We start from the raw sequence: 20,304 nt of genomic DNA on the forward strand, positions 1-20,304 counted from the left end.
TTATTCACACTCCTTCATCTTCAAGAGTTTTAACTTGTTAATTTTATCCCTTTCTAGGTTATATCTGTAGTAGTGAGGGAGGGAATCCATACACTTCTCATATCCTATTATACTGAATGGACACACCCTTACACACCTCATGCACTCCTTGGAGGTGGTCATCTGCTCCAGACATCTGTGGTAATCGGCCTGTCTTTTGAGGGCTCCCCTGAATCTCTTCTCTTCCTTTGGAATTGACCCCCCTGGGCAGGACTTCTGGCACATCCTGCATCTGGAACAAAACTCCTCTATATTCCAGTCCCTTGGGTCATCCAGGGGCAGCTCTGCATCTATAAGAAGAGCTACCAGCTTACTCCTTGTTCCCACCTCTGGGATAATACATATTCCATAGGTGGAGTAGTTTCCCATCCCTGCATTTACTGCGTGGGGCGGAAGTTTTATCTCTCCGTCGAAGGACATCCTTGGAAGGCACCTGTATCCCTTTGAACGGATGAAATCGGCGATTTTGAGAATGTTTTCTCCCCCCTCCCTGTAGGAGTCGAAGGCCGAGAGAGTCTTTATGTTGTTTGGGATCCCCTTAACATTCTCAAGGGGCATCTCAGGGGCAAAGATTATTATGGTATCATAGGGAACCAGGTGATCCTTTTCATCGGAGATGTATCTTCTGTCTACTTTAGTTACACCCATTGCAGGCATATTAAGCTCCCTGGCGTAGCTCTTTATCTCCATCTTCAGCTTTAGGAGGTCCTCCTCCCTCTCCTTGGACACTTTGGGAACAATCTCCCCAGAAGCCAGCTTGTTCTGAATCTCCTTCCCCTTTTTTATGGACCCCATATAGTGGAAGGGATCTCCCTTTACCTCTGCATGCATAGGTCCAAAATACCTTTTAAAACTCTCCTCTGAAGCCATTAACTTTGGATAGGTAGGGTAGGGGTAGAGGGTAGACATCTTGTCGAACTCCCCTATATCCACGATATTTACATAGGGATTGTTATCTGTAATCTCCTTTCCGTGGTTTTGGGGAGAAAACTTCCAGAGGGAGGTATCTGGATCCCATCTGGTAATAGAGGTCTCGTGGGCTTCCTCCACCATCTTTGCCTTCTTTTTTCGCCACTTCTTGACGCTATCTGAATATTTAGGAAAATTAATATCTTTTGGATTCATACTCATCTCCTTCAACAAACTAACATTCGTTAGTTTAGTAATTAAAAAAATATAAAGTAACAAGGAACAAATTACAATGTTGGCACATTTTACTAACGTTTGTTAGCTTTGTGTAATTTTAACCCTTTTCAATTTATTTGTCAATCTGGATTTGCATTTGCAACTTCCATTCTCCCGTGATATATTATGAAAAAAATTACCTGGGAGTTGAAGATACTGTGGTAAATAATGATGAAAATATTAATAGTGAAACAAAGATAAGGATAATGGAGGAATCCCTTTCCCTCTTCTCGGAAAAGGGGTTTAAGGGAACCTCTGTAAGGGAGATAGCCAAGAGAGTGGGGATAAAGGGGGCGTCCATCTATAACCACTTTAAGTCCAAGGAGGAGATACTGAAGTCTCTCTTTTCCAAGTATGGTTCCTCCACTCTGAGGGCATCCCTCACAGACGAGGATAACATTCAGTTTTTAGCTGAGAATCCCCAGGAGTTTCCAAAATTTTTGAAGAAGCAGCTGAGGACGTGGTTTTTAGATAAAAACTGGGGAAAGTTTTTCAAGGTGATCCTCATGGAGATGGTACATAATGAGTCTGCAAAGGAGATCTTCAGGGAGGAGATGCTTGGAAAGGGGCAGGAGATAACTGATTTCTTCTTTACAGAACTGAAAAAAAGAGGGGCTGTAAAGGAGTATCCAGTTTCTCAGATGGGGACCCTGATCTTCTCCCCTCTACTCCTGCTAGATATAGAGTTTCTATTGGATGAAGGTGAGGAGGAGACCTTCCTTAAGAGGATGGATGAGCATATTGATTTCGTGTGGGACATTCTTAAGAAGTAAGACCTATCCTTTATTGCATGTGTAGAAGTGAAGAGGTGAAGTTTGTTTAATTTAAAAAATTGGAGGTGTCTTTATGACTGTGGGAGAAATACTCTCTGAACTGGGACTGGAGGAACTGATAGGAACTCCCTTTGAGGATGAGGTTAATATCATTCAGATGATGAGGGGAGACCTGGCCTGCTATGAGAGGCTGGAGGAGTTCGATGCCTGTTATGTGATAGAGGGGCATGTCCAGCATATAATCTATACCCCTGAGGGAGGCGAGTTTTACAGGGATCTCCATGAGGGTGAGCTTACTGGGGTAAACTTCTCCCTCTCTAAAAAGATGTCCCAGGAGCGTTTCCGTCTCTTTGATGTGGATGTGGTGGCTAAGGAGGATTCCCAGCTTGCCTACCTCCCCTTGGACAGGATTATGGATCTGAAATTTAAAGGGAAGGAGAGGGTGCTCCAGAAACTGATGATGATGGGAGTGGAGGATCATTTTAAACACTCTAAGTATCTTCTCCTCAAAAATCTATACTCAGATGAGGAATTTTTTATAAGGTATCTGGAGGAGCACAGGGTTATAGATATGGGGAGCACCAGGGTGATCTCGGAGCATCTCAATATAAACCTCAGGACCCTTCAGAGGGTTATAAAGAACCTTCAGGATCGGAAGATTATAGAGAGAACGGAGGACAGATTTACCCTCAAAGATTCTCAGAAGCTGGAGAGATATAAGAAGAAGTTTGAGAAGTAGAGGCCAAAAGGCCTCTTTTTTTGTAGAAAAATTTTAGGGCGACTGTTGGCGTGGGGTTTTGAGAAAAACTCCCTTAAAATAAGTATGTGAGGAAAAGCTCTCATGAGCTGAAGCAAGATATTTTAAGGAGGAGAAGCTATGAAAAACTTTATCGGAACTCAGATGATCTATACCTATGCCAATGGATGGGAGTATGAAATATACATAAAAAATGAGGACACTGTAGACTACAGAATTCACAGCGGTATGGTTGGAGGAAGATGGGTAAAGGATCAGAAGGTGGATATGGTAAAATTGGTTGAGGGGATCTACAAGGTTTCCTGGACTGAACCTACGGGTACAGATGTATGTGTGGACTTCATGATGGATGAGGGGAGGGTACACGGAGTAATCTTCTTCCCAAAGTGGGTAGAGGAGCACCCTGAGATTACAGTGTGCTATCAAAATGACTACATCGATCTTATGAAAAGCTCAAGGGAAAAGTATGAAACCTACCCCAAGCATGTTGTGACCCACTATGCAGAGATTACCTATGTGAAGAATGTTGGGAGGGACAATGAAGAGATAATCTCCCAGGCTACCTATGAGGGGATGACAGATGAGATAAGGAGTGGTTCCTTTTACAGATAGTGTAAAGGGACAGCCGGCAGACCCTTTAGCGAAAACGAAAGAGGCTATCAAAACGTCGGTTTTGACAGCCTCTTTTTATTTAAATCTTCCATAACCTGCTGGGTATACTTCTAATCATCCACTGTCAATTCAGGGGTGATATACCAGGCAACCTTCCAATCGTCATGGGTCTTTTCTAGACAGATAACTCCAGAATACCTGACCTCTACCAGGGTCTCCGAAGAGCTGCCGGTAATGAGGTGGGATATGATTTTTTCTATGTGGGGCAGGTGTCCCACATACATGATATTACCCTTTTTGATCCCCTGGATAAACTCCTTAGGGTCGTCTAGGGGATTCATTCCCTCTGTGGAATCGACCTTTTTCACAGAAAGTTCCCCTCCGAAGATCTCAGCTGTTTCCCTGGCCCTTACCTTTCCGCTGTGGATTATCTTCTCCAATTCCAGTCCTGTCTTCTTCATATGGGATGCTACCCTGGAGGTCTCAACTTTTCCCTCTTCGGTCAGGTGTCTCTTGCCATCCTCTCCTCTATCCCCTGCCTTACCGTGCTGAACCAGATATATCCTCATGCCTTTTCCTCCTCTATATCACCCATAAAAGATAAAAAATGAAGCTAATTCAGATGGAATCTATTTTCTGTAGTCCTCTACAACTATCTCTCCAGATATGAGCTTTTCCTGGATCTCTCTAAATCTTTTCTCATCCCCTATCACACCAAGCTCAAAGGGAGTTTCTGTAATTCTTACCCCTCCGTTTTCAAGGTTCTGCATCTCTATCCCTGCCTCGAAATCTCCACTGAGGATGGTGTTTAACTCCCTCTCAGCTACCCTGTCCAGGGACTTTATCATGGAGGTTATTACCGTTCCTGGTTCAAAGCCGTCCTGGTCTGTATCCACACCTATAGCATAGGTACCCTTCTCCTTGGAAGCCTGGAACACTCCAAGTCCCGTTCCCCCAGCAGCGTGGTAGATAACCTCTACCTCCTGGGTCTCGATCATGGAGGTGGCTATCTCATATCCTCTTGCAGGGTCGTTGAAGGGGTTGGGTCCCGGTGTATAGCTGCTAACTACCTCTATCTGGGGATCCACATATCTTGCTCCCTCTGCAAAGCCCTCTCCCATGGCATTTATCATGGGGCTCTGGGCAGCTCCTACAAAGCCTACAGGTCTTCCCTCGGAAACCATAGCAGCAAGAGCCCCTACTAGGAAACTCCCCTGCTTCTCATGAAATATAAGGGATTTTACATTGGGAAGATCCAGGTTCATATCTATTCCCATAAACTTCTGCTCTGGATACTCCATTGCTACCTTCTTCAGGGAATCCTCCATAAGGAAGCCTATCCCCACAACTACATCAAAGTTATTTTCTGCAAACTCCCTCAGGTACATCTCATCCTCCGATGGATTTGCAGGTTCTACCCTCTTAACTATAACTCCCTGTGCTTCCACAGCTTTTATTCCTTCATTGGTGGAATCGTTGAAGGAGTGGTCTCCCAGACCTCCCACGGAAAAAACAACTCCCACTCTTTTCTTGTGCTCCACTGTGTTTTCCTTCTTGCAGGCAGCAAACAGGAGTAAACACACTAATAATACTACTATCTTCTTCAACTTCTCATCTCCTCTGATTTTATTTCCTGGAAGATTTTATCACTTTCCCACCATTCATTCAAGGCCAGGGTGCATACTTACTCCTCCCCTCTTCCTCTGAGGAATAATCTATAGGCCTCCTCTATCTCCTCCTCTAAAAGCTCATCCAGCTCTTGGCCATTGTAGTTATCCAGCAGCTTCTGAAACTCTCTGGAGCAGACAAACTCCTCTGCCTCGGGGACATAGATATTTTTGGTGACCACATCCACTATCATCCTTTTGAGTTTTTCCTCTGGATCGTTAATTCCAGCACTGGAGGCGCGGTTGAAGATACCCCTTATAAACTTCCAGTCAACATATAGAAGCAGTATGAGAACAACTACCCCTGTAAGGAGAGCTCTCATCTAGAATCACCTCCTATAATTAATCTTCAACCCCATCCTCTAAAACCCTCTTTTTAGAGGGGGGAGGAGTCGAAGGATATGACAATTGCCCTAGCCTTGAATTTCCAGCTTCTATTAAGATAGGTTGAGATAAGGGGTGGTCTGCCACCTGAAAGTATGGAGGGATTATTTTGAAGAAAAAAGATTTGAATATGGGTTACTGTGGTCTGGCCCTTGGACTCACAGGAGCCTTTAATATACTTAAGTATCTGGGAGGGGCGGCTCAGGCCTTAGAGGTAGTCCTTCTGGGGTCGGCACTTCTCCTTTTAGGATTATTTGCTGTAGAGGTCTGTAAAAACCGAGAGAATATCCTGGAGGCGGGGGATAAAACTCTCAGTCTTCTACCCACTGCCTTTATGGCCCTGGCCAATATCTCGGCCCACATGGAGATGGAAAAAGTGTGGCTTCTCCTTGTGGGGATCCACCTCTTCTATGGGGTATTCTTTTACAGGTGGGTTTTATTCAGGGGAGCCCCCCTTGTGTCCTACTATATTCCCCTTGTGGGGATAGCTGTGAATATACCAGCTGCCCACCACCTTCAGATGGATATGCTGGGAAGGTTTCTTTTAGTCTATGGGGGAGCAGGCTACCTTGCGATTACCTGGAGGCTCCTTCTTTACTGGAGGAGATTTAGGGAATCCAACCCCCTTCCCCTCATGGCTATACTCTGTGCTCCCCTTGCTCTGTGGATTCAGGGAGGGATGATATACCTGGAGGTTTCTGTGCTGATCAAGGTAGGTCTTTTTATTAGTCTGCTAACCACCCTGAGTGTGTATCTCCTGCTTCCCGCGATCCTTGTGGGGAGTTCGCCTACTGTCTGGGCACCTCTAACCTTTCCAACCTCTGCTGCAGCCCTTGCCCACCTCAAGGGAGGAATCTTCCTGGGGAGTTCAAGACTTGAGGCCCTGGGGTACTGTGAAGTTGTCCTCTCCCTTGGGATACTCCTTCTGGCAGCTGGAGGGACTCTGGTATCTATCCTGAAAAAGCAAGAATGTGAGGAGGGGGTTATTTAAGGAGTTCAGGTGTTTTTTTAAAAATTAGGTCCAGGTGAGATCCTATAGTTTTTTAGGTATAGAACAAGGTTTTTTCCGACAGAGATGACCATACTTAGTTCGCTTGTGGGACAGATTTCAGATACAGAAAAAGGGTACAGAAACTCTACATTCCAGTGCTATTTTCCTAGAAAGATAAAAGTGAGGAAAACCTTTGCTTTTTATAGGGGGATATGATATAATTCAGTTAGATAATACATATATAGAACACGAACAAGAGTGGGTTTGAGCCCACTCTTTCTTTCGTAATCTTGGAAAGAGAGGTGAAATGATGCAAAGAGAAGCAAAGGCAGCTCTTTTAGAAAGAGTAGAGAAATTAGTTCTTCCAGTAACTCAGGAATTAGGACTTGAACTAGTGGATATCGAATATCTTCAAGATGGTGGATATTGGTATCTAAGAGTTTATGTGGAGAAGGAAGATGAAGATATAAGCCTTGATGACTGTGCAAAAGTAAGTAACAGAATAGATGAGGATGTAGATACTTTAATCGAGGAGAAGTTCTTCCTAGAGGTTTCCTCTCCAGGTGTGGAAAGACCCCTGAAGAAGGAGAGTGACTACACAAGATTCACTGGACAAAAAGCAAGACTTATCTTAAAACACAAGATGGAAGATTCAAGAAACTGGACTGGAGTCATTGAAAGATATGAGGACAGCATTATTTATCTGGATGTGGAAGACAAAGTGTTAGAGATCCCTTATTCAGAGGTTAAGAAAGCCAATCTTGTATTTGAATTTGAGGATTTTTAAATTTTAGGAGGTAACTGGAATGAATAAAAAGGACGCTAAGATCTTCCTTGATGCTCTAACTGAATTAGAGAAGGAGAAGGGGATAAGCAAAGAGAGTCTCCTTGAAACTGTAGAGCAGGCGCTACTGGCTGCATACAAGAAGCACTATGGTGACGAAGAAAATAATGTAAAAGTTATAATAAATAGAGACACTGGAAACGTAGAGGTGTTCGAGGTTAAGACTGTAGTAACTCAGGAAGACCTTTACGACCCTGCAGTGGAGATCATCCTTGAGGACGCTCTAGAGCTTAAGAAGAGAGCTAAGCTTGGAGATGTTATGGAGATCCCTGTAAAGTGTGAGGAGTTCAGAAGAAACGCTATCCAAAACGGTAAGCAGATTGTAATTCAGAAGGTAAGAGAAGCTGAAAGACAAAATGTATATGATAAATTTAAGTGCAGAGAGGATGACATCATAAACGGTATCATCAGAAGAATCGATGACAGAAGAAACATCTTCATCGAGTTTGACGGAATTGAAGCTATGCTTCCTATTACTGAGCAGTCTCCAGCTGACCTTTACAGAATCGGTGACAGACTTAAGGTGTATGTTGTAGAGGTAGAGAAGACTTCTAGATTCCCTAAGATCCTTATCTCTAGAAAGCACGACGGACTTCTTAGAAAGTTATTCGAACTTGAGGTTCCTGAGATTGAAGAGGGTACAATCGAGCTAAAGGCTGTATCCAGAGAAGCTGGTTCAAGAGCGAAGGTTGCAGTATACTCGCCTAACCCTGAAGTGGATACTGTAGGAGCTTGTATCGGTCAGAGAGGACTTAGAATCAAGAACGTTGTAAATGAGCTAAACGGTGAGAAGATCGACATCGTAGAGTGGAAGGAAGCTAAGGAGGAGTTTGTTTCGGCAGCTCTTAGCCCAGCAAGAGTTACAAGTGTTGAGCTTCTAGAGGACGAGGTAACTGCAAGAGTAATCGTAGATAACTCACAGCTTTCCCTTGCTATCGGTAAAAACGGTCAGAACGCAAGACTTGCTGCAAAGCTTACTGGAATGAGAGTAGATATCAAAACAATCGAGGCAGCAGCAGCTGAGGCAGAGGCTATGGAAGCAGAAGCAGAAGCGGCTGAAGCAGTGGAGGCTCCAGTAGATGGAGAATAAAACTGAAAGAACCTGTATAGTATGTAGAGAGAAGAATGAGAAGAAAAATCTCTTCAGAATAGCTAAGAGGGGTTCTAAATATGTATATGACAGGGAGCAAAAGATGCAGACCAGGGGAGCATATATATGCAAAACCCATGAGTGTGTAAAGCGTCTGTCCAAGCATAGAAAATACAATATGGATATAGCAGAGCTTAGCAGGATGCTTGAGGACCTTAAAAAGGGAGCCAAGGACTACCTTGGAATCCTAAGGGCTATGAAGACATCTGAGTTTCTGAGCTTTGGTATGAACATGGTGTTTGAGGATATAGAGAAGGTTCACTTTATCATTATAGCTGAGGATATCAGCGACAAAAATGATAAGAAGATAATCTCCAAAGCAAAGGAGATGGGGATAAGCTATGTTCACTCTGGAAGCAAGAGCCAGTTAGGTGACATCTTCGGAAAAGCAGAAGTAACTGTGGTTGGAGTGAAAAATAAGAAAGTAGCACGTGGGCTCATAGAGTAGGCGTACTAGGAGGTGTTAGTGTGAAAAAAAGAGTACATGAAGTAGCAAAAGAATATAATATGTCTAACAAGGATTTTCTAGATCTAGTGCACGAACTGGGAATAGATGCAAACTCACATCTTTGTGGATTAGAGGACAGCGACATCGAGAGAATTGCAAAGCACTTAGGGACGGAAGAGGATTCTTCTGGGGATAAGAAAAAGAAGAAGAAAAAGAAGAGATCTAAGGGTGCTAAGGAATCTAAGAAGGAAACTTCTAAGGAGACTAAGGAGAAGACTTCCCACAAGAAGAAGAAGGGAAGAAGATCTGACTTTATTGTAAACAAAGCAGAGGAAGTAGAGGAAGTAGTAATCGAGGAAGATGGATTAAAGGTAATCAAGCTTGCTGGAGAGATTACTCTTGGAGACTTCGCAACTAAGCTGAAGATCTCATCTACTGAGCTTATCAAGAAGCTATTCCTTAAGGGACAGATGCTAACTATAAACAGCACTCTTCCTATGGAGATCGCAGAGGAGATTGCAGAGGAGTACGACGCAATCATCGAGATAGAGGAACCAGAAGAGTTAGAATTTGGAGAGAAGTTTGCCCTTGAGATAGAGGACAAGGAAGAGGAGCTACAGGAAAGACCACCTGTAATCACTATCATGGGACACGTTGACCACGGAAAGACTTCCCTTCTAGATGCAATCAGAGCTGCAAACGTAGCTGACGGAGAGGCTGGAGGAATCACTCAGAAGATTGGTGCCTACCAGATCACTAAGAATGGACAGAAGATCACATTCGTAGATACTCCAGGTCACGAAGCCTTCACTGACATGAGAGCAAGAGGAGCGCAGGTAACTGACATTGCAATCCTTGTAGTAGCAGCAGACGACGGTGTAATGCCACAGACTGTAGAGGCACTAGCTCACGCGAAATCAGCTAATGTACCTATCATCATCGCAGTAAACAAGATCGATAAGCCAGAAGCTGACCCAAGCAGAGTAAAGAATGAGCTTATGGAGCACGGAATCGTTCCTGTAGAATGGGGAGGAGACGTAGAGTTCGTAGAGGTTTCTGCTAAGCAGAGAATCAACCTAGACGGTCTACTAGAGACTATCCTTCTTACTTCTGAGATCCTTGAGCTTAGAGCTAACCCTAAGAAGAGAGCTAAGGGTATCGTACTAGAGTCTAGACTAGATCCTAAGGTAGGACCTATCGCTGACGTACTTATCCAAGAGGGAGAGCTAAAGGTAGGAGACATCATCGTAGCTGGAGAAGCTAACGGTAGAGTAAGAGCCCTAATCAACGATAAGGGAGACAGAGTAGATAATATCGGACTATCTCAGCCAACTGAGATAATCGGATTCAACGCTGTACCAGGAGCTGGAGACGTAGTATATGTAATCCAGAACGAGCAGCACGCAAAGAGAATCGTAGAGGAGATGGCTAGAGAGAGAAAGATGGCTACAACAGCTAAGAAGTCTATCACTCTAGAATCACTATCTCAGACTCTTGAGGAAGCAGCAATTAAGGAGCTTAACATCATCCTTAGAGCAGACTCAAAGGGATCTGTAGAGGCTCTTAAGGACTCTCTAAACAAGATCTCAACAGATGAGGTAGCAGTAAACATCATCCAGGCGGCATCTGGAGCTATCACTGAGTCAGACGTAAGACTTGCTGAGGTATCAAATGCCATCATCATCGGATTCCACGTAAGACCTACAACTAAAGCCCTTAAGGATGCAGAAGCAGCAGGAGTAGAGATCAGAACATCTTCTATCATCTACCACATCACTGAGGATATCGAGAAGGCACTTACTGGAATGCTTGAGCCTGAGTTCAAGGAGATCTACCTTGGAAGAATCGAGATCAAGAAGGTGTTCAACATCACTGGATTCGGTAAAGTTGCTGGATGTTTCGTAGTAGATGGAAAGGTTAAGAATGACTCTAACATCAGACTACTTAGAAACGGAGTAGTAGTATATGAAGGTGCACTGAGCACTCTTAAGAGATATAAGGACGATGCTAAGGAAGTTGTAGCAGGTCAAGAGTGTGGACTTGGAATTAAGAACTTCAACGATATCAAAGAGGGAGATATCGTAGAGGCATTTGACGTTCAAGAAATAAAGAGAACACTTAGATAATTGGAACTTGGCAGGGAGGGTTCCTCCCGCCAAACCTTAAATTCTAGTAGAAAGTGAGTGTGATAACATGAGAAAACAGAGACTTGGAGCTATAGAAAAAGAGATATCTAAGATCATATCACAGGTACTTTTTGAGGAGATCAAGAACACTAAGATAAAAGGAATGCTTTCTGTAACTCACGTTAGGGTAACCCCTGATTCGAAGTTTGCAGATGTAAGCTTTAGTGCTCTTCCAGTACCTGGAAAAGAAACAAACAAAGAGCTAATCCTAGAAGGACTTAATGAAGTAAAAGGTTACTTCAGAAAAAGGATTTCAGAGGAGCTTGGTCTAAGATACACTCCTGAGATCAGAGTAAAGCTAGATGACAGTATAGAGCATGCAGTTAATATCTCAAAGATACTTGATGAAGTAAAGAGATAGTGATTGGTATGCGGTGGGAATACAGTGAACTGACCAACGACCTTGTTAAGAAAAGAATGGGAGAGTGGGGATTTTCTGAGAGTCTCACTAGGCTTCTATTGAATAGGGGAGTAGATACAAAGGAAAAGATAGAGGAGTTCATAGAACCGCATGTGCAAAAATTTAGGGATCCCTTTGAATTTGAGAGAATGGATGAAGTTGTAGAGAAGATCTGTTCCCTCAGAGACAGAGGAGAAAAACTGTATATATATGGAGATTATGATGTAGACGGCATCACCGCTGCAGCCTTCCTGGTTCACGTATTCAAGGAGATAGGAATAGATGTGGACTACTACATCCCCAACAGGATGGAGGAGGGTTATGGCCTAGATGAAAAGGCCATCAACTATATTCATAAAAGGGGCGGTAAGCTTATTATCACAGTGGACACAGGGGTTAACTCTGTGGAAGAGGTGGAGTATGCCAAGAACCTGGGAATAGATGTGGTGATAACGGACCATCATAAGATAGTAAAGGAAGAAGGGGATGAGAAGCTCCTTATAATTAATCCCAAGCTAAGCGACAGATATACATTTAAATACCTGGCCGGAGCCGGAGTAGCTCTAAAAGTAGCTCAGGCAGTATATATGGAACTTGATATCCCTTTGGAGAAGCTCTATGAATACATAGATATTGTTATGATAGGGACTGTAGCTGATGTAGTACCTATGACAGATGAAAACAGAATCATTATAAAAAAAGGGCTGGAAGTAATTAAAAATACCCGTGTTAAGGGACTCACTTACCTTCTAAAGTACCTGAAGCTTCAGAATAAGGATATCAACACTACAGATGTAAGCTTCTTTATCTCACCTCTGCTAAACTCCCTAGGGAGGATAGGAGTGTCCAAGGTGGGAGCAGACTTTTTTATTGGAGAGGACGACTTTGAGATATACAATATTATCGAGGAGATGAAGAAATCCAATAAAAAGAGAAGAGAGCTAGAGAGAAGTATCTTTAGTGAGATAGACGGTGAGATTCAGAGAAGGAAGGACAAGGAGTTTAAGTATCTTTTCCTGAGATCCGACAGGTGGCATCCTGGAGTGATCGGTGTGGTATCATCTAGGCTTGCCATGAAATACAATGTTCCAGTGGTGCTCATAGCCCTCAGGGACGGAGTAGGAAAGGCATCCTGCAGGAGCATAGAGGGGATAAATATCTTCAATATCCTAAAGGATATGGGGGATAAACTCCTGAGATTTGGAGGTCATGATCTGGCTTCTGGATTTATTGCCAAGATAGATATGCTAGATGAGATCGAGGAGAAACTCAAGCACAGTATAAATAAAACCGGCAGAAAAAAAGAGGAAAAAGTACTAAGAATAGACGGGAAATTTTCCATTGAAGATATAGATGAGGTTCTTTTGAGGGACCTGGACAACATCTCGCCATATGGCCTTGGAAATGAGCATCCCCTCTTCATCGATGAGGCACTCTCCTTTGAGAACCTCAAGAAGTTTGGTGTGGAAAACAGGCACTTTAAAACCTTTATTCGAAAGGGTGGAAAGAGGTACTCAGCAGTAGCCTTTGACCTGGCCCACAAGATAGATGAGTTTGGATATGCTCTCCAAAAATTTGATGTTGTATATCATCCTGAAAAAGTTTATTATAGAGGGGAAGAAATTCTTCAGATCAGGATTAAAGACTTTAAAGTAAAAGACGATTTTTACAATATTTTTACTAAATAATCAAGGAGGAAACAAATGAACTACGAAGTTAAAAAACTTGACAACTCAGTTGTTGAGATTACTCTAAAGCTTGAAGGAGCAGAAGTAAAGGGATACAAGAAGGAAGTACTAGCAAAGCTAGCTGAAAAGGTAGAAGTTCCAGGATTCAGAAAGGGACACGCTCCAGCATCAGCTATCGAAGCTCAGTTCGAGGGAGTAATCAAGGAAGAGATAACTGAAAAGGTTCTACACGCAAACTACGAGACTATCATCTCTGAGAACAACCTTAAGCCAGTAAACTACATCATGCCTAAGTCAGTAACTCTAGAGGGAGACAAGTACGAAGCAGTATTCACTGTAGATGTATACCCTGAGTTTGAGCTAGGAACTTACAAGGGACTAGAAGCAGAGAAGGAAACTTTCGAGCTAACTGAGGACGCTGTAGAGGCTGAGATCAAGGCTATGCTTGAGAGAGGAGCAAAGCTAGAGGACGCTGAAGAGGGATACGCAGCTCAGATGGGAGATACTGTAGATCTTGCATTTGAAGGATTTGTTGACGGAGTAGCATTCGAAGGTGGAAAGGCTGACTCACACACTCTAAAGCTTGGATCTAAGATGTTCATCGATACATTTGAGGAGCAGCTTGTAGGATACACTACAGGACAAGAGGGAGAAGTAGAAGTTAACTTCCCAGCTGAGTACCACGCAGAGAACCTTGCAGGAAAGCCAGCTACATTCAAGGTAAAGATCAACGCTATCAAGAAGAGTTCAACTCCAGAGCTTAACGAAGAGTTCGCTAAGGAGCAAGGATTTGAGTCTGTAGAGGACCTAAGAGCTAAGAAGTCTGACGAGATCAAAGCAAGAGAGGAAGCTAGAATCGCTAACGAGTACAGAGGAAAGCTTCTTCAGCAGGTAGCAGCTAACACAGAGGTATCTATCCCAACTTCTATGATCGACAGAGAAGTAAAAGCTAGAATCTCTGAGATGGAGCAGCAGCTAAGCCAGCAGGGAATGACTATGGACATGTACATGCAGATGTCTGGAATGACTATGGATAAGATGGCTGACCAGATCAAACCAATGGCAGCAAACAAGATAAAGATGGACATCGTACTAGATGCTATCGCAAAGGCTGAGGCTATCGAGGTTACTGAGGAAGAGCTAGCAACTAAGATGGAAGATGTAGCTAAGATGTATGGAATGGATACAGCTAAGTTAGAGGAAGAGCTTACTAAAGCTGGAAATCTAAACGCATTCAAAGAGAACGTAAAGATCGACTCTGTAATGCAGAAAACTGTAGATTTCGTAGTAGCTAACGCTAAGTAATCGTAGAAATCAATAAATTATTATATTCTAGGGGCAGGAGGTTCTTCTGTCCCTAGATTAGAAATAAAAAGATGAGTAAATGAGTAAATAAAGTTAGAGGCTTAACTTTATTTGTTTAATTATTGATCTAAGGAGGCACAATATGTTTAATCCAACAGTCATAGAGAATACAGGGAAGGGTGAAAGAGCCTACGATATATATTCCAGACTACTAAAGGATAGAATAATATTTTTAGGAAGCGAGATAAATGACCAAGTAGCTAACTCAGTGGTAGCTCAGCTGCTGTTTCTAGAAGCAGAGGACCCAGAGAAGGATATAACTATGTATATAAACAGCCCAGGGGGAGTAATCACTGCAGGGATGGCAATATATGATACTATGAACTATATAAAGCCAGATATACAGACTGTGTGTATAGGTCAGGCAGCTAGTATGGGAGCATTGCTTCTTACTGCTGGAACTAAGGGGAAGAGATACGCGCTGGAGAACTCCAGAATAATGATCCACCAGCCCCTAGGAGGAGCCAGAGGTCAGGCTACAGATATAGCTATCCAGGCCAAGGAAATCCTGAGAATGAAGGAAGCTATGGCTGAGATAATGGCCAGACAGACTGGACAGAGCATTGAAAAAATAATGGATGATACTGAAAGAGATAACTTTATGAGTGCAGAGGAAGCTAAGGAATACGGACTCATAGATAAAGTTTTCAGCAAATAGACGAGGTGAATAATAGTTATGGAAAGAGATACTAGATGTTCTTTTTGTGGAAAAAGAGAGGGAGAGGTAGCAAAGCTGATCTCAGGAGTAGGAGGAGCATATATCTGTAACGAGTGTGTAGAGGCTTGTACAGAGATGCTGGACTTTCCTATAGAGGGAATGGCCTATGAGGCAGATGCTTTCTCGGAGATCAACCTTTTGAAGCCAAAGGAAATTAAGGATAAATTGGATGAATATGTAATTGGACAGGGACATGCAAAGAAGGTTCTTGCAGTGTCTGTATACAACCACTATAAGAGGATCCTGCACAGGACGAACAGAACAGAGGAGGATATCGAGCTTCAGAAATCCAATGTACTTCTTATAGGACCAACTGGAAGCGGAAAGACCCTTCTAGCTCAGACCCTTGCTAAGGTTTTACACGTTCCATTTGCAATAGCAGATGCAACTACCCTTACAGAGGCAGGATATGTGGGAGATGACGTAGAAAATGTTCTAGTAAGACTTCTCCAGGCAGCAGACTACGACGTAGATGCAGCTGAGAGAGGAATAATATATATAGATGAGATAGATAAGATAGCGAGAAAATCTGAAAATACATCCATCACAAGGGATGTATCGGGAGAGGGAGTACAGCAGGCTCTCCTTAAGATAATAGAGGGAACAAAGGCTCAGGTTCCGCCTCAGGGGGGAAGAAAGCACCCTCACCAGGAGCTTATAGAGATAGATACAGCAAACATCCTCTTCATCGTAGGAGGTGCCTTTGAGGGGCTGGACAAGCTTATTAAGTCCAGAACAAATAAGAAGGTAATGGGATTCGGAGCAGAGATAAAGAAGGAAAGCGAGGAGAGCGAGGGTAAGACACTAGCAAAGGTACTGCCTCAGGACCTTGTAAAGCACGGACTTATTCCAGAGCTTATCGGTAGACTTCCTATAATCTCTACCCTTGAGAACCTAGATGAGGAAGCTCTTATGAGCATCCTTGTGGAGCCTAAAAACTCAATAGTAAAACAATACAAGACATTCTTTGAGCTAGAGGGAGTGGAGCTAGAATTCAGAGATGATTCACTGAAGAAGATAGCAGGCTTAGCCCTTGAAAGAAAGATCGGTGCCAGAGGACTGAGATCGATTCTAGAAAATACAATGCTTGAGCTGATGTATGAGATACCTTCTAAAGGGGATATAGAGAAGGTAACTATAACAGCTGAAGGAGTACTAAACAGTAAGGATGTAATAATCGAAAAAAAGGAGGGATAACTCTATGAACACTAAACCTTTTATACCAACGAGAGATCTGGTTATCTTCCCAGGAATAATAACACCTCTTTTTGTAGGAAGAGAAGAAAGTGTAAGCAGCCTGGAAAAGGCCATGCTAGATGACAACAAGATAATCCTTTGTATGCAGAAGGACTTCCTTAAGGAGGAGCCTGAGCTGCCAGGAGATGTACATAAAGTAGGGGTAATTGTAAATATCCTTCAAACGGTAAAGATGCCAAACAATACCATAAAGGTACTTGTGGAAGCCCAGGAGAGGGTAATACTAGAGGATGCATTTAAGGAGGACGGACACTATATGGCTGAGTACACTATTGTACAGAGCAGCGATATAGAGGAAGCCACAGGGGAAGCCCTCTACAGAAAGGTACTGGATTCCTTTGAAAAGTATGCCAAGCTAAACAGCAAGATAATGCCCGACCTTATTGCCAACCTAAGAGGTATATCCGATGTGGAGAAGGCTCTGGATATGATAGCTTCTAACCTGCAAATAGGCAGCGATGAAAAGCAGAATATCCTTGAGACCTTTGATACAGAGGAGAGGGGATACAAGCTTATGGAGGTTATCTCCAAGGAAACTGAGATAGCCAGCATAGAGAAGAGAATAGACAACAAGGTAAAGGACAAGATAAACCAGGCACAGAAGTCCTACTACCTGAAGGAAAAGATAAGCGCTATGAAGGAGGAGCTTGAGGGGGAACCTGAAGATGACGACATAGCAGAGTTAAAGGGGAAGATAAAGAAGACTAAGATGCCAAAGTACGCCAAGGAAAAGGTGGAAAAAGAGATAAAGAGGCTTAGCAAGATGCCTGCATTCTCAGCAGAGGCAACTGTGGCAAGAACATATATAGAAACTGTAGTGGACCTTCCTTGGAACAAGTCATCTAAGGATATCCTGGATGTAAACAAGGCATCTCAGTTATTAGATGAGGATCACTACGGACTGAAGGAAGTAAAGGAAAGAATCCTTGAGTACCTTTCAGTAAAGAAGCTTAATCCAAATATGAAGGGTTCTATCATCTGTCTTGCAGGACCTCCGGGAGTAGGTAAGACATCCCTTGCGAGATCGGTAGCAGATGCCATGGGAAGAAAGTTTGTAAGAGTTTCCCTTGGTGGAGTAAGAGATGAATCTGAGATCAGAGGACACAGAAGAACATATATCGGATCTATGCCAGGAAGAATAATAAAGGCTATGAAGGACGCAGGAACAAAGAATCCTCTAATCCTTCTAGATGAGATAGATAAGATGTCCAGTGACTTTAAGGGAGATCCGTCATCGGCTATGCTTGAGGTACTGGATCCAGAGCAGAACAACCACTTTGAGGATCACTACCTGGATATGCCATTTGACCTGTCCAATGCATTTTTTATCGCTACAGCCAATGACCTGAGAACTATCCCAGGGCCACTGAGAGACAGAATGGAGATAATAAACCTTACATCATACACGGAGTATGAGAAGCTTCACATAGCTAAGAGGTACCTCATACCTCAGGCTAAGGAGGAGAACGGACTTGCCAAGATAAGTCTTGAGGTATCTGATAATGCAATACTTAAACTTATCGATGAATACACCAGAGAAGCTGGAGTAAGAACTCTAAAGAGAGAGATCTACAGATTATTCAGAAGAGTTGCCAGAGAGGTCCTTGAGAAGGATAAGAAGAAGGTTGGAATCAATGTAAACAACCTTGGAAAATACATGGGTAAAGTGAAGTTCAGACCAGAGAAGCTGAGAGAAAAAGCACCTAAGCTGGGAGTAGTAAATGGACTTGCCTGGACAGCAGTTGGAGGAGTTTCTCTAGAGGTACAGGGAGTATCCACTCCAGGTAAGGGTAAGCTTTCCCTAACAGGAACCCTTGGAAATGTTATGAAGGAATCAGCAGCTGTAGCTCTTACATATGTAAAGGCAACTACAGCAGAGCGTGGAATAGAGGATGAAAAGGTCTTTGAGAACAAGGATATCCACCTTCACTTCCCAGAGGGAGCAACTCCTAAGGATGGTCCATCAGCAGGTATCACAATTACCACAGCAATTATCTCTATCCTCAGCGGAAAAGAGGTAAGACAGGATATAGCCATGACAGGTGAGATCACCATCAGAGGAGAGGTTCTTCCAGTTGGAGGAATCAAGGAGAAGGTAATAGGAGCTCACAGAGTAGGAATCAGAGAGGTAATCCTGCCGGCGGATAATGAAGCTGATGCAGCGGATATCCCTAAGGAAGTATCCAAAGATATGAAGATCCACTTTGCAAAATCCTATGAAGATGTAGAAAAACTAGTATTTGCAGGATAAGGGGGAGTCATCCCCCTCTACTTGCTTTATTAAGGGAGGTTACCATGTTTCAGAAGATAGAGTCGGAAGATTTAGGTAATGCATTTAAGCTTATAGGAAGGGACTGGATGCTCATCACAGCTAAAGCTGGGGATGAACTAAACACCATGACAGCCTCATGGGGTGGTATGGGCCATCTATGGAATAGAGATGTGGTATATATCTTTATAAGGCCTCAGAGACATACACTTAACTTTGTGGAAAAGAGTGATAACTTTACCCTGACATTTTTTCCAGAAAAGTACAGAAATGACCTCACCTACCTGGGAACAGTTTCCGGCAGGGATGAGGACAAGATAGGTGAAACCAGCCTTACCCCTGTGACAGAAGGGGAGTTTCCCTACTTTGAGGAAAGTGATGTTGTAATAAAATGCAAGAAGATATACAAGCAAAGACTGGACAGGGAATGCTTTCTTGACCCAAGTATAGAGAAGAACTACGACAATGACTACCACTATATGTATATAGGAGAAGTGGTAGAGGTATTGAAAAAAGAGGCTTAAATCTTAGGTGATGTGACCGCCTGTGACAGAATAGAGGTTGACACGACAGCATTTATATTTTATAATTATTTTAGTTTATCTAAATATTTGCCATATTTTGGAGGAATTAGATGTATAAGAATGCTCATAAGGAAGTCACAGTCTCAATAGTCGATGTTAGGCCTGAAGGATAGAGTTAAAAAACTCTTTAGTTCATGCCTTGTTTAAATTACATTACTAAAGAGGTTTGAGCGTGATAGATTAAGAAAGTTAGATTTATAGCTCGGACTTAAATTGTTAAGTCTGAGTTTTTTTTATGAGGATGAGGAGGAGTAGATGGTAATAAAACATGCAGATTTCGTAAAATCAGCTGTTTATGAAAAAGATTATCCAGAGGAGATCAACTCGGTAGAGTTTGCCTTTGTAGGCAGATCAAATGTAGGGAAATCCTCTCTTATTAACAGTCTTACTGGAAGAAGAAAGCTGGCTAAAACCAGTAAAACTCCAGGAAGAACTCAGTTAATAAACTATTTTGAAGTAAACAATGAATGTTTCTTTGTAGACCTTCCAGGTTATGGTTTTGCCAAGGTACCTAAGGCTATGAAGAAGGAGTGGGGAAAGACAATGGAGATCTACCTTTCCTCTCAGAGAAACAAGCTAGTCTTTGTGCTACTGGATATAAGAAGGATACCAAGTGGTGAGGATATGGACATGCTTAGATGGCTAGATCACTTTGATGTTCCATTTAAGATAATCTTTACCAAGGTAGACAAGCTGTCAAACAATGAAAAATTTAAGCAGCTTAAGCAGATAAAGAAAAAGGTGGCCTTTAAAAACTCAGATGTATTTTTCTACTCAGCTCTCAAGCACAGTGGAAGGGAGGAGCTTCTTAACTATATAGGAGAGACTCTTGCAGAGGGTGTAGGAGAACTGGAAGAGACAGAAGAGGGAGCTGCTGTGGAAACAGTAGAGGTTACAGAGGAGCAGTAAGGAAGTAGGATAAGCTGCCAATGGAAGCTATGGCAGAGATCGGCAGTTGAAAAAAATAAAGTTTTAGAGATTTTAGGA

General features: G+C 42.8%; 20 protein-coding genes. 16 read left to right on the forward strand and 4 right to left on the reverse strand.

The annotated features are described in order from the left end of the window. On the reverse strand, positions 1-1,164 hold the full coding sequence (locus QMG11_RS06120; protein WP_281834377.1) for a reductive dehalogenase domain-containing protein: 1,164 nt from the start codon (positions 1,162-1,164) through the stop codon (positions 1-3). A gap of 218 nt (positions 1,165-1,382) precedes the next feature. Between QMG11_RS06120 and QMG11_RS06125 the strand changes: the two genes are divergently transcribed. The 3 genes from QMG11_RS06125 to padC all read left to right on the forward strand — a co-directional run bounded on the left by QMG11_RS06125 (position 1,383) and on the right by padC (position 3,366). Beyond that, the gene (locus QMG11_RS06125) at positions 1,383-1,997 is read left to right on the forward strand and encodes a TetR/AcrR family transcriptional regulator (RefSeq protein ID WP_281834378.1); all 615 of its coding nucleotides are present in this window, start codon (positions 1,383-1,385) and stop codon (positions 1,995-1,997) included. Between the two features lie 73 nt (positions 1,998-2,070). Next, on the forward strand, positions 2,071-2,736 hold the full coding sequence (locus QMG11_RS06130; RefSeq protein WP_281834379.1) for a cyclic nucleotide-binding domain-containing protein: 666 nt from the start codon (positions 2,071-2,073) through the stop codon (positions 2,734-2,736). A 138-nt stretch (positions 2,737-2,874) separates the two neighbouring features. Continuing rightward, a complete protein-coding gene (padC, locus tag QMG11_RS06135; protein WP_281834380.1) occupies positions 2,875-3,366 on the forward strand; it encodes a phenolic acid decarboxylase in 492 nt (163 codons plus the stop codon). 110 nt (positions 3,367-3,476) lie between these two features. On the opposite strand, the gene sixA is transcribed toward padC, so the two are convergent. The 3 genes from sixA to QMG11_RS06150 all read right to left on the reverse strand — a co-directional run bounded on the left by sixA (position 3,477) and on the right by QMG11_RS06150 (position 5,356). After that, positions 3,477-3,935 (reverse strand): phosphohistidine phosphatase SixA, encoded by a 459-nt coding sequence (gene sixA, locus QMG11_RS06140; protein ID WP_281834381.1) that lies wholly within the window; start codon positions 3,933-3,935, stop codon positions 3,477-3,479. A gap of 60 nt (positions 3,936-3,995) precedes the next feature. Next, positions 3,996-4,973 carry a BMP family lipoprotein gene (locus QMG11_RS06145; RefSeq protein ID WP_281834382.1) on the reverse strand — a complete coding sequence of 326 codons (978 nt, stop codon included), beginning with the start codon at positions 4,971-4,973 and terminating at the stop codon, positions 3,996-3,998. 77 nt (positions 4,974-5,050) lie between these two features. Beyond that, positions 5,051-5,356, reverse strand: coding sequence for a hypothetical protein (locus QMG11_RS06150; RefSeq protein WP_281834383.1), 306 nt, complete (start codon positions 5,354-5,356; stop codon positions 5,051-5,053). Positions 5,357-5,526: 170 nt separating this feature from the next. Between QMG11_RS06150 and QMG11_RS06155 the strand changes: the two genes are divergently transcribed. The 13 genes from QMG11_RS06155 to yihA all read left to right on the forward strand — a co-directional run bounded on the left by QMG11_RS06155 (position 5,527) and on the right by yihA (position 20,226). Beyond that, positions 5,527-6,408, forward strand: coding sequence for a TDT family transporter (locus QMG11_RS06155; RefSeq protein ID WP_281834384.1), 882 nt, complete (start codon positions 5,527-5,529; stop codon positions 6,406-6,408). Between the two features lie 310 nt (positions 6,409-6,718). Next, positions 6,719-7,195 carry a ribosome maturation factor RimP gene (rimP, locus tag QMG11_RS06160; RefSeq protein WP_281834385.1) on the forward strand — a complete coding sequence of 159 codons (477 nt, stop codon included), beginning with the start codon at positions 6,719-6,721 and terminating at the stop codon, positions 7,193-7,195. A 19-nt stretch (positions 7,196-7,214) separates the two neighbouring features. Beyond that, the gene (gene nusA / locus QMG11_RS06165) at positions 7,215-8,342 is read left to right on the forward strand and encodes a transcription termination factor NusA (protein ID WP_281834386.1); all 1,128 of its coding nucleotides are present in this window, start codon (positions 7,215-7,217) and stop codon (positions 8,340-8,342) included. Beyond that, complete coding sequence (locus QMG11_RS06170; protein ID WP_281834387.1) at positions 8,332-8,850, forward strand: DUF448 domain-containing protein; 519 nt, start codon at positions 8,332-8,334, stop codon at positions 8,848-8,850. Before nusA ends, QMG11_RS06170 begins: the two co-directional genes overlap by 11 nt. Before the next feature lie 20 nt (positions 8,851-8,870). Further along, positions 8,871-10,976 (forward strand): translation initiation factor IF-2, encoded by a 2,106-nt coding sequence (infB, locus tag QMG11_RS06175; protein WP_281834388.1) that lies wholly within the window; start codon positions 8,871-8,873, stop codon positions 10,974-10,976. A 67-nt stretch (positions 10,977-11,043) separates the two neighbouring features. Beyond that, positions 11,044-11,397, forward strand: a complete 354-nt coding sequence (rbfA, locus tag QMG11_RS06180; protein ID WP_281834389.1) for a 30S ribosome-binding factor RbfA — start codon at positions 11,044-11,046, stop codon at positions 11,395-11,397. Between the two features lie 56 nt (positions 11,398-11,453). Then, the gene (recJ, locus tag QMG11_RS06185; protein ID WP_281834750.1) at positions 11,454-13,124 is read left to right on the forward strand and encodes a single-stranded-DNA-specific exonuclease RecJ; all 1,671 of its coding nucleotides are present in this window, start codon (positions 11,454-11,456) and stop codon (positions 13,122-13,124) included. A 15-nt stretch (positions 13,125-13,139) separates the two neighbouring features. Continuing rightward, positions 13,140-14,429: a trigger factor gene (gene tig, locus QMG11_RS06190; protein ID WP_281834390.1), complete on the forward strand. Its 1,290-nt coding sequence runs from the start codon at positions 13,140-13,142 to the stop codon at positions 14,427-14,429. Positions 14,430-14,571: 142 nt separating this feature from the next. Then, positions 14,572-15,147, forward strand: coding sequence for an ATP-dependent Clp endopeptidase proteolytic subunit ClpP (clpP, locus tag QMG11_RS06195; RefSeq protein WP_281834391.1), 576 nt, complete (start codon positions 14,572-14,574; stop codon positions 15,145-15,147). An 18-nt stretch (positions 15,148-15,165) separates the two neighbouring features. Then, positions 15,166-16,404: an ATP-dependent Clp protease ATP-binding subunit ClpX gene (gene clpX, locus QMG11_RS06200; RefSeq protein WP_281834392.1), complete on the forward strand. Its 1,239-nt coding sequence runs from the start codon at positions 15,166-15,168 to the stop codon at positions 16,402-16,404. Between the two features lie 4 nt (positions 16,405-16,408). Further along, positions 16,409-18,715, forward strand: coding sequence for an endopeptidase La (gene lon, locus QMG11_RS06205; protein ID WP_281834393.1), 2,307 nt, complete (start codon positions 16,409-16,411; stop codon positions 18,713-18,715). 44 nt (positions 18,716-18,759) lie between these two features. Next, positions 18,760-19,257: a flavin reductase gene (locus tag QMG11_RS06210; RefSeq protein ID WP_281834394.1), complete on the forward strand. Its 498-nt coding sequence runs from the start codon at positions 18,760-18,762 to the stop codon at positions 19,255-19,257. A gap of 315 nt (positions 19,258-19,572) precedes the next feature. Beyond that, positions 19,573-20,226, forward strand: coding sequence for a ribosome biogenesis GTP-binding protein YihA/YsxC (yihA, locus tag QMG11_RS06215; RefSeq protein ID WP_281834395.1), 654 nt, complete (start codon positions 19,573-19,575; stop codon positions 20,224-20,226). The last annotated feature ends 78 nt before the right edge of the window (positions 20,227-20,304 follow it).

Source organism: Propionigenium maris DSM 9537 (assembly GCF_027925155.1).
In the GTDB taxonomy this organism is placed as follows: Bacteria; Fusobacteriota; Fusobacteriia; order Fusobacteriales; family Fusobacteriaceae; genus Propionigenium; species Propionigenium maris.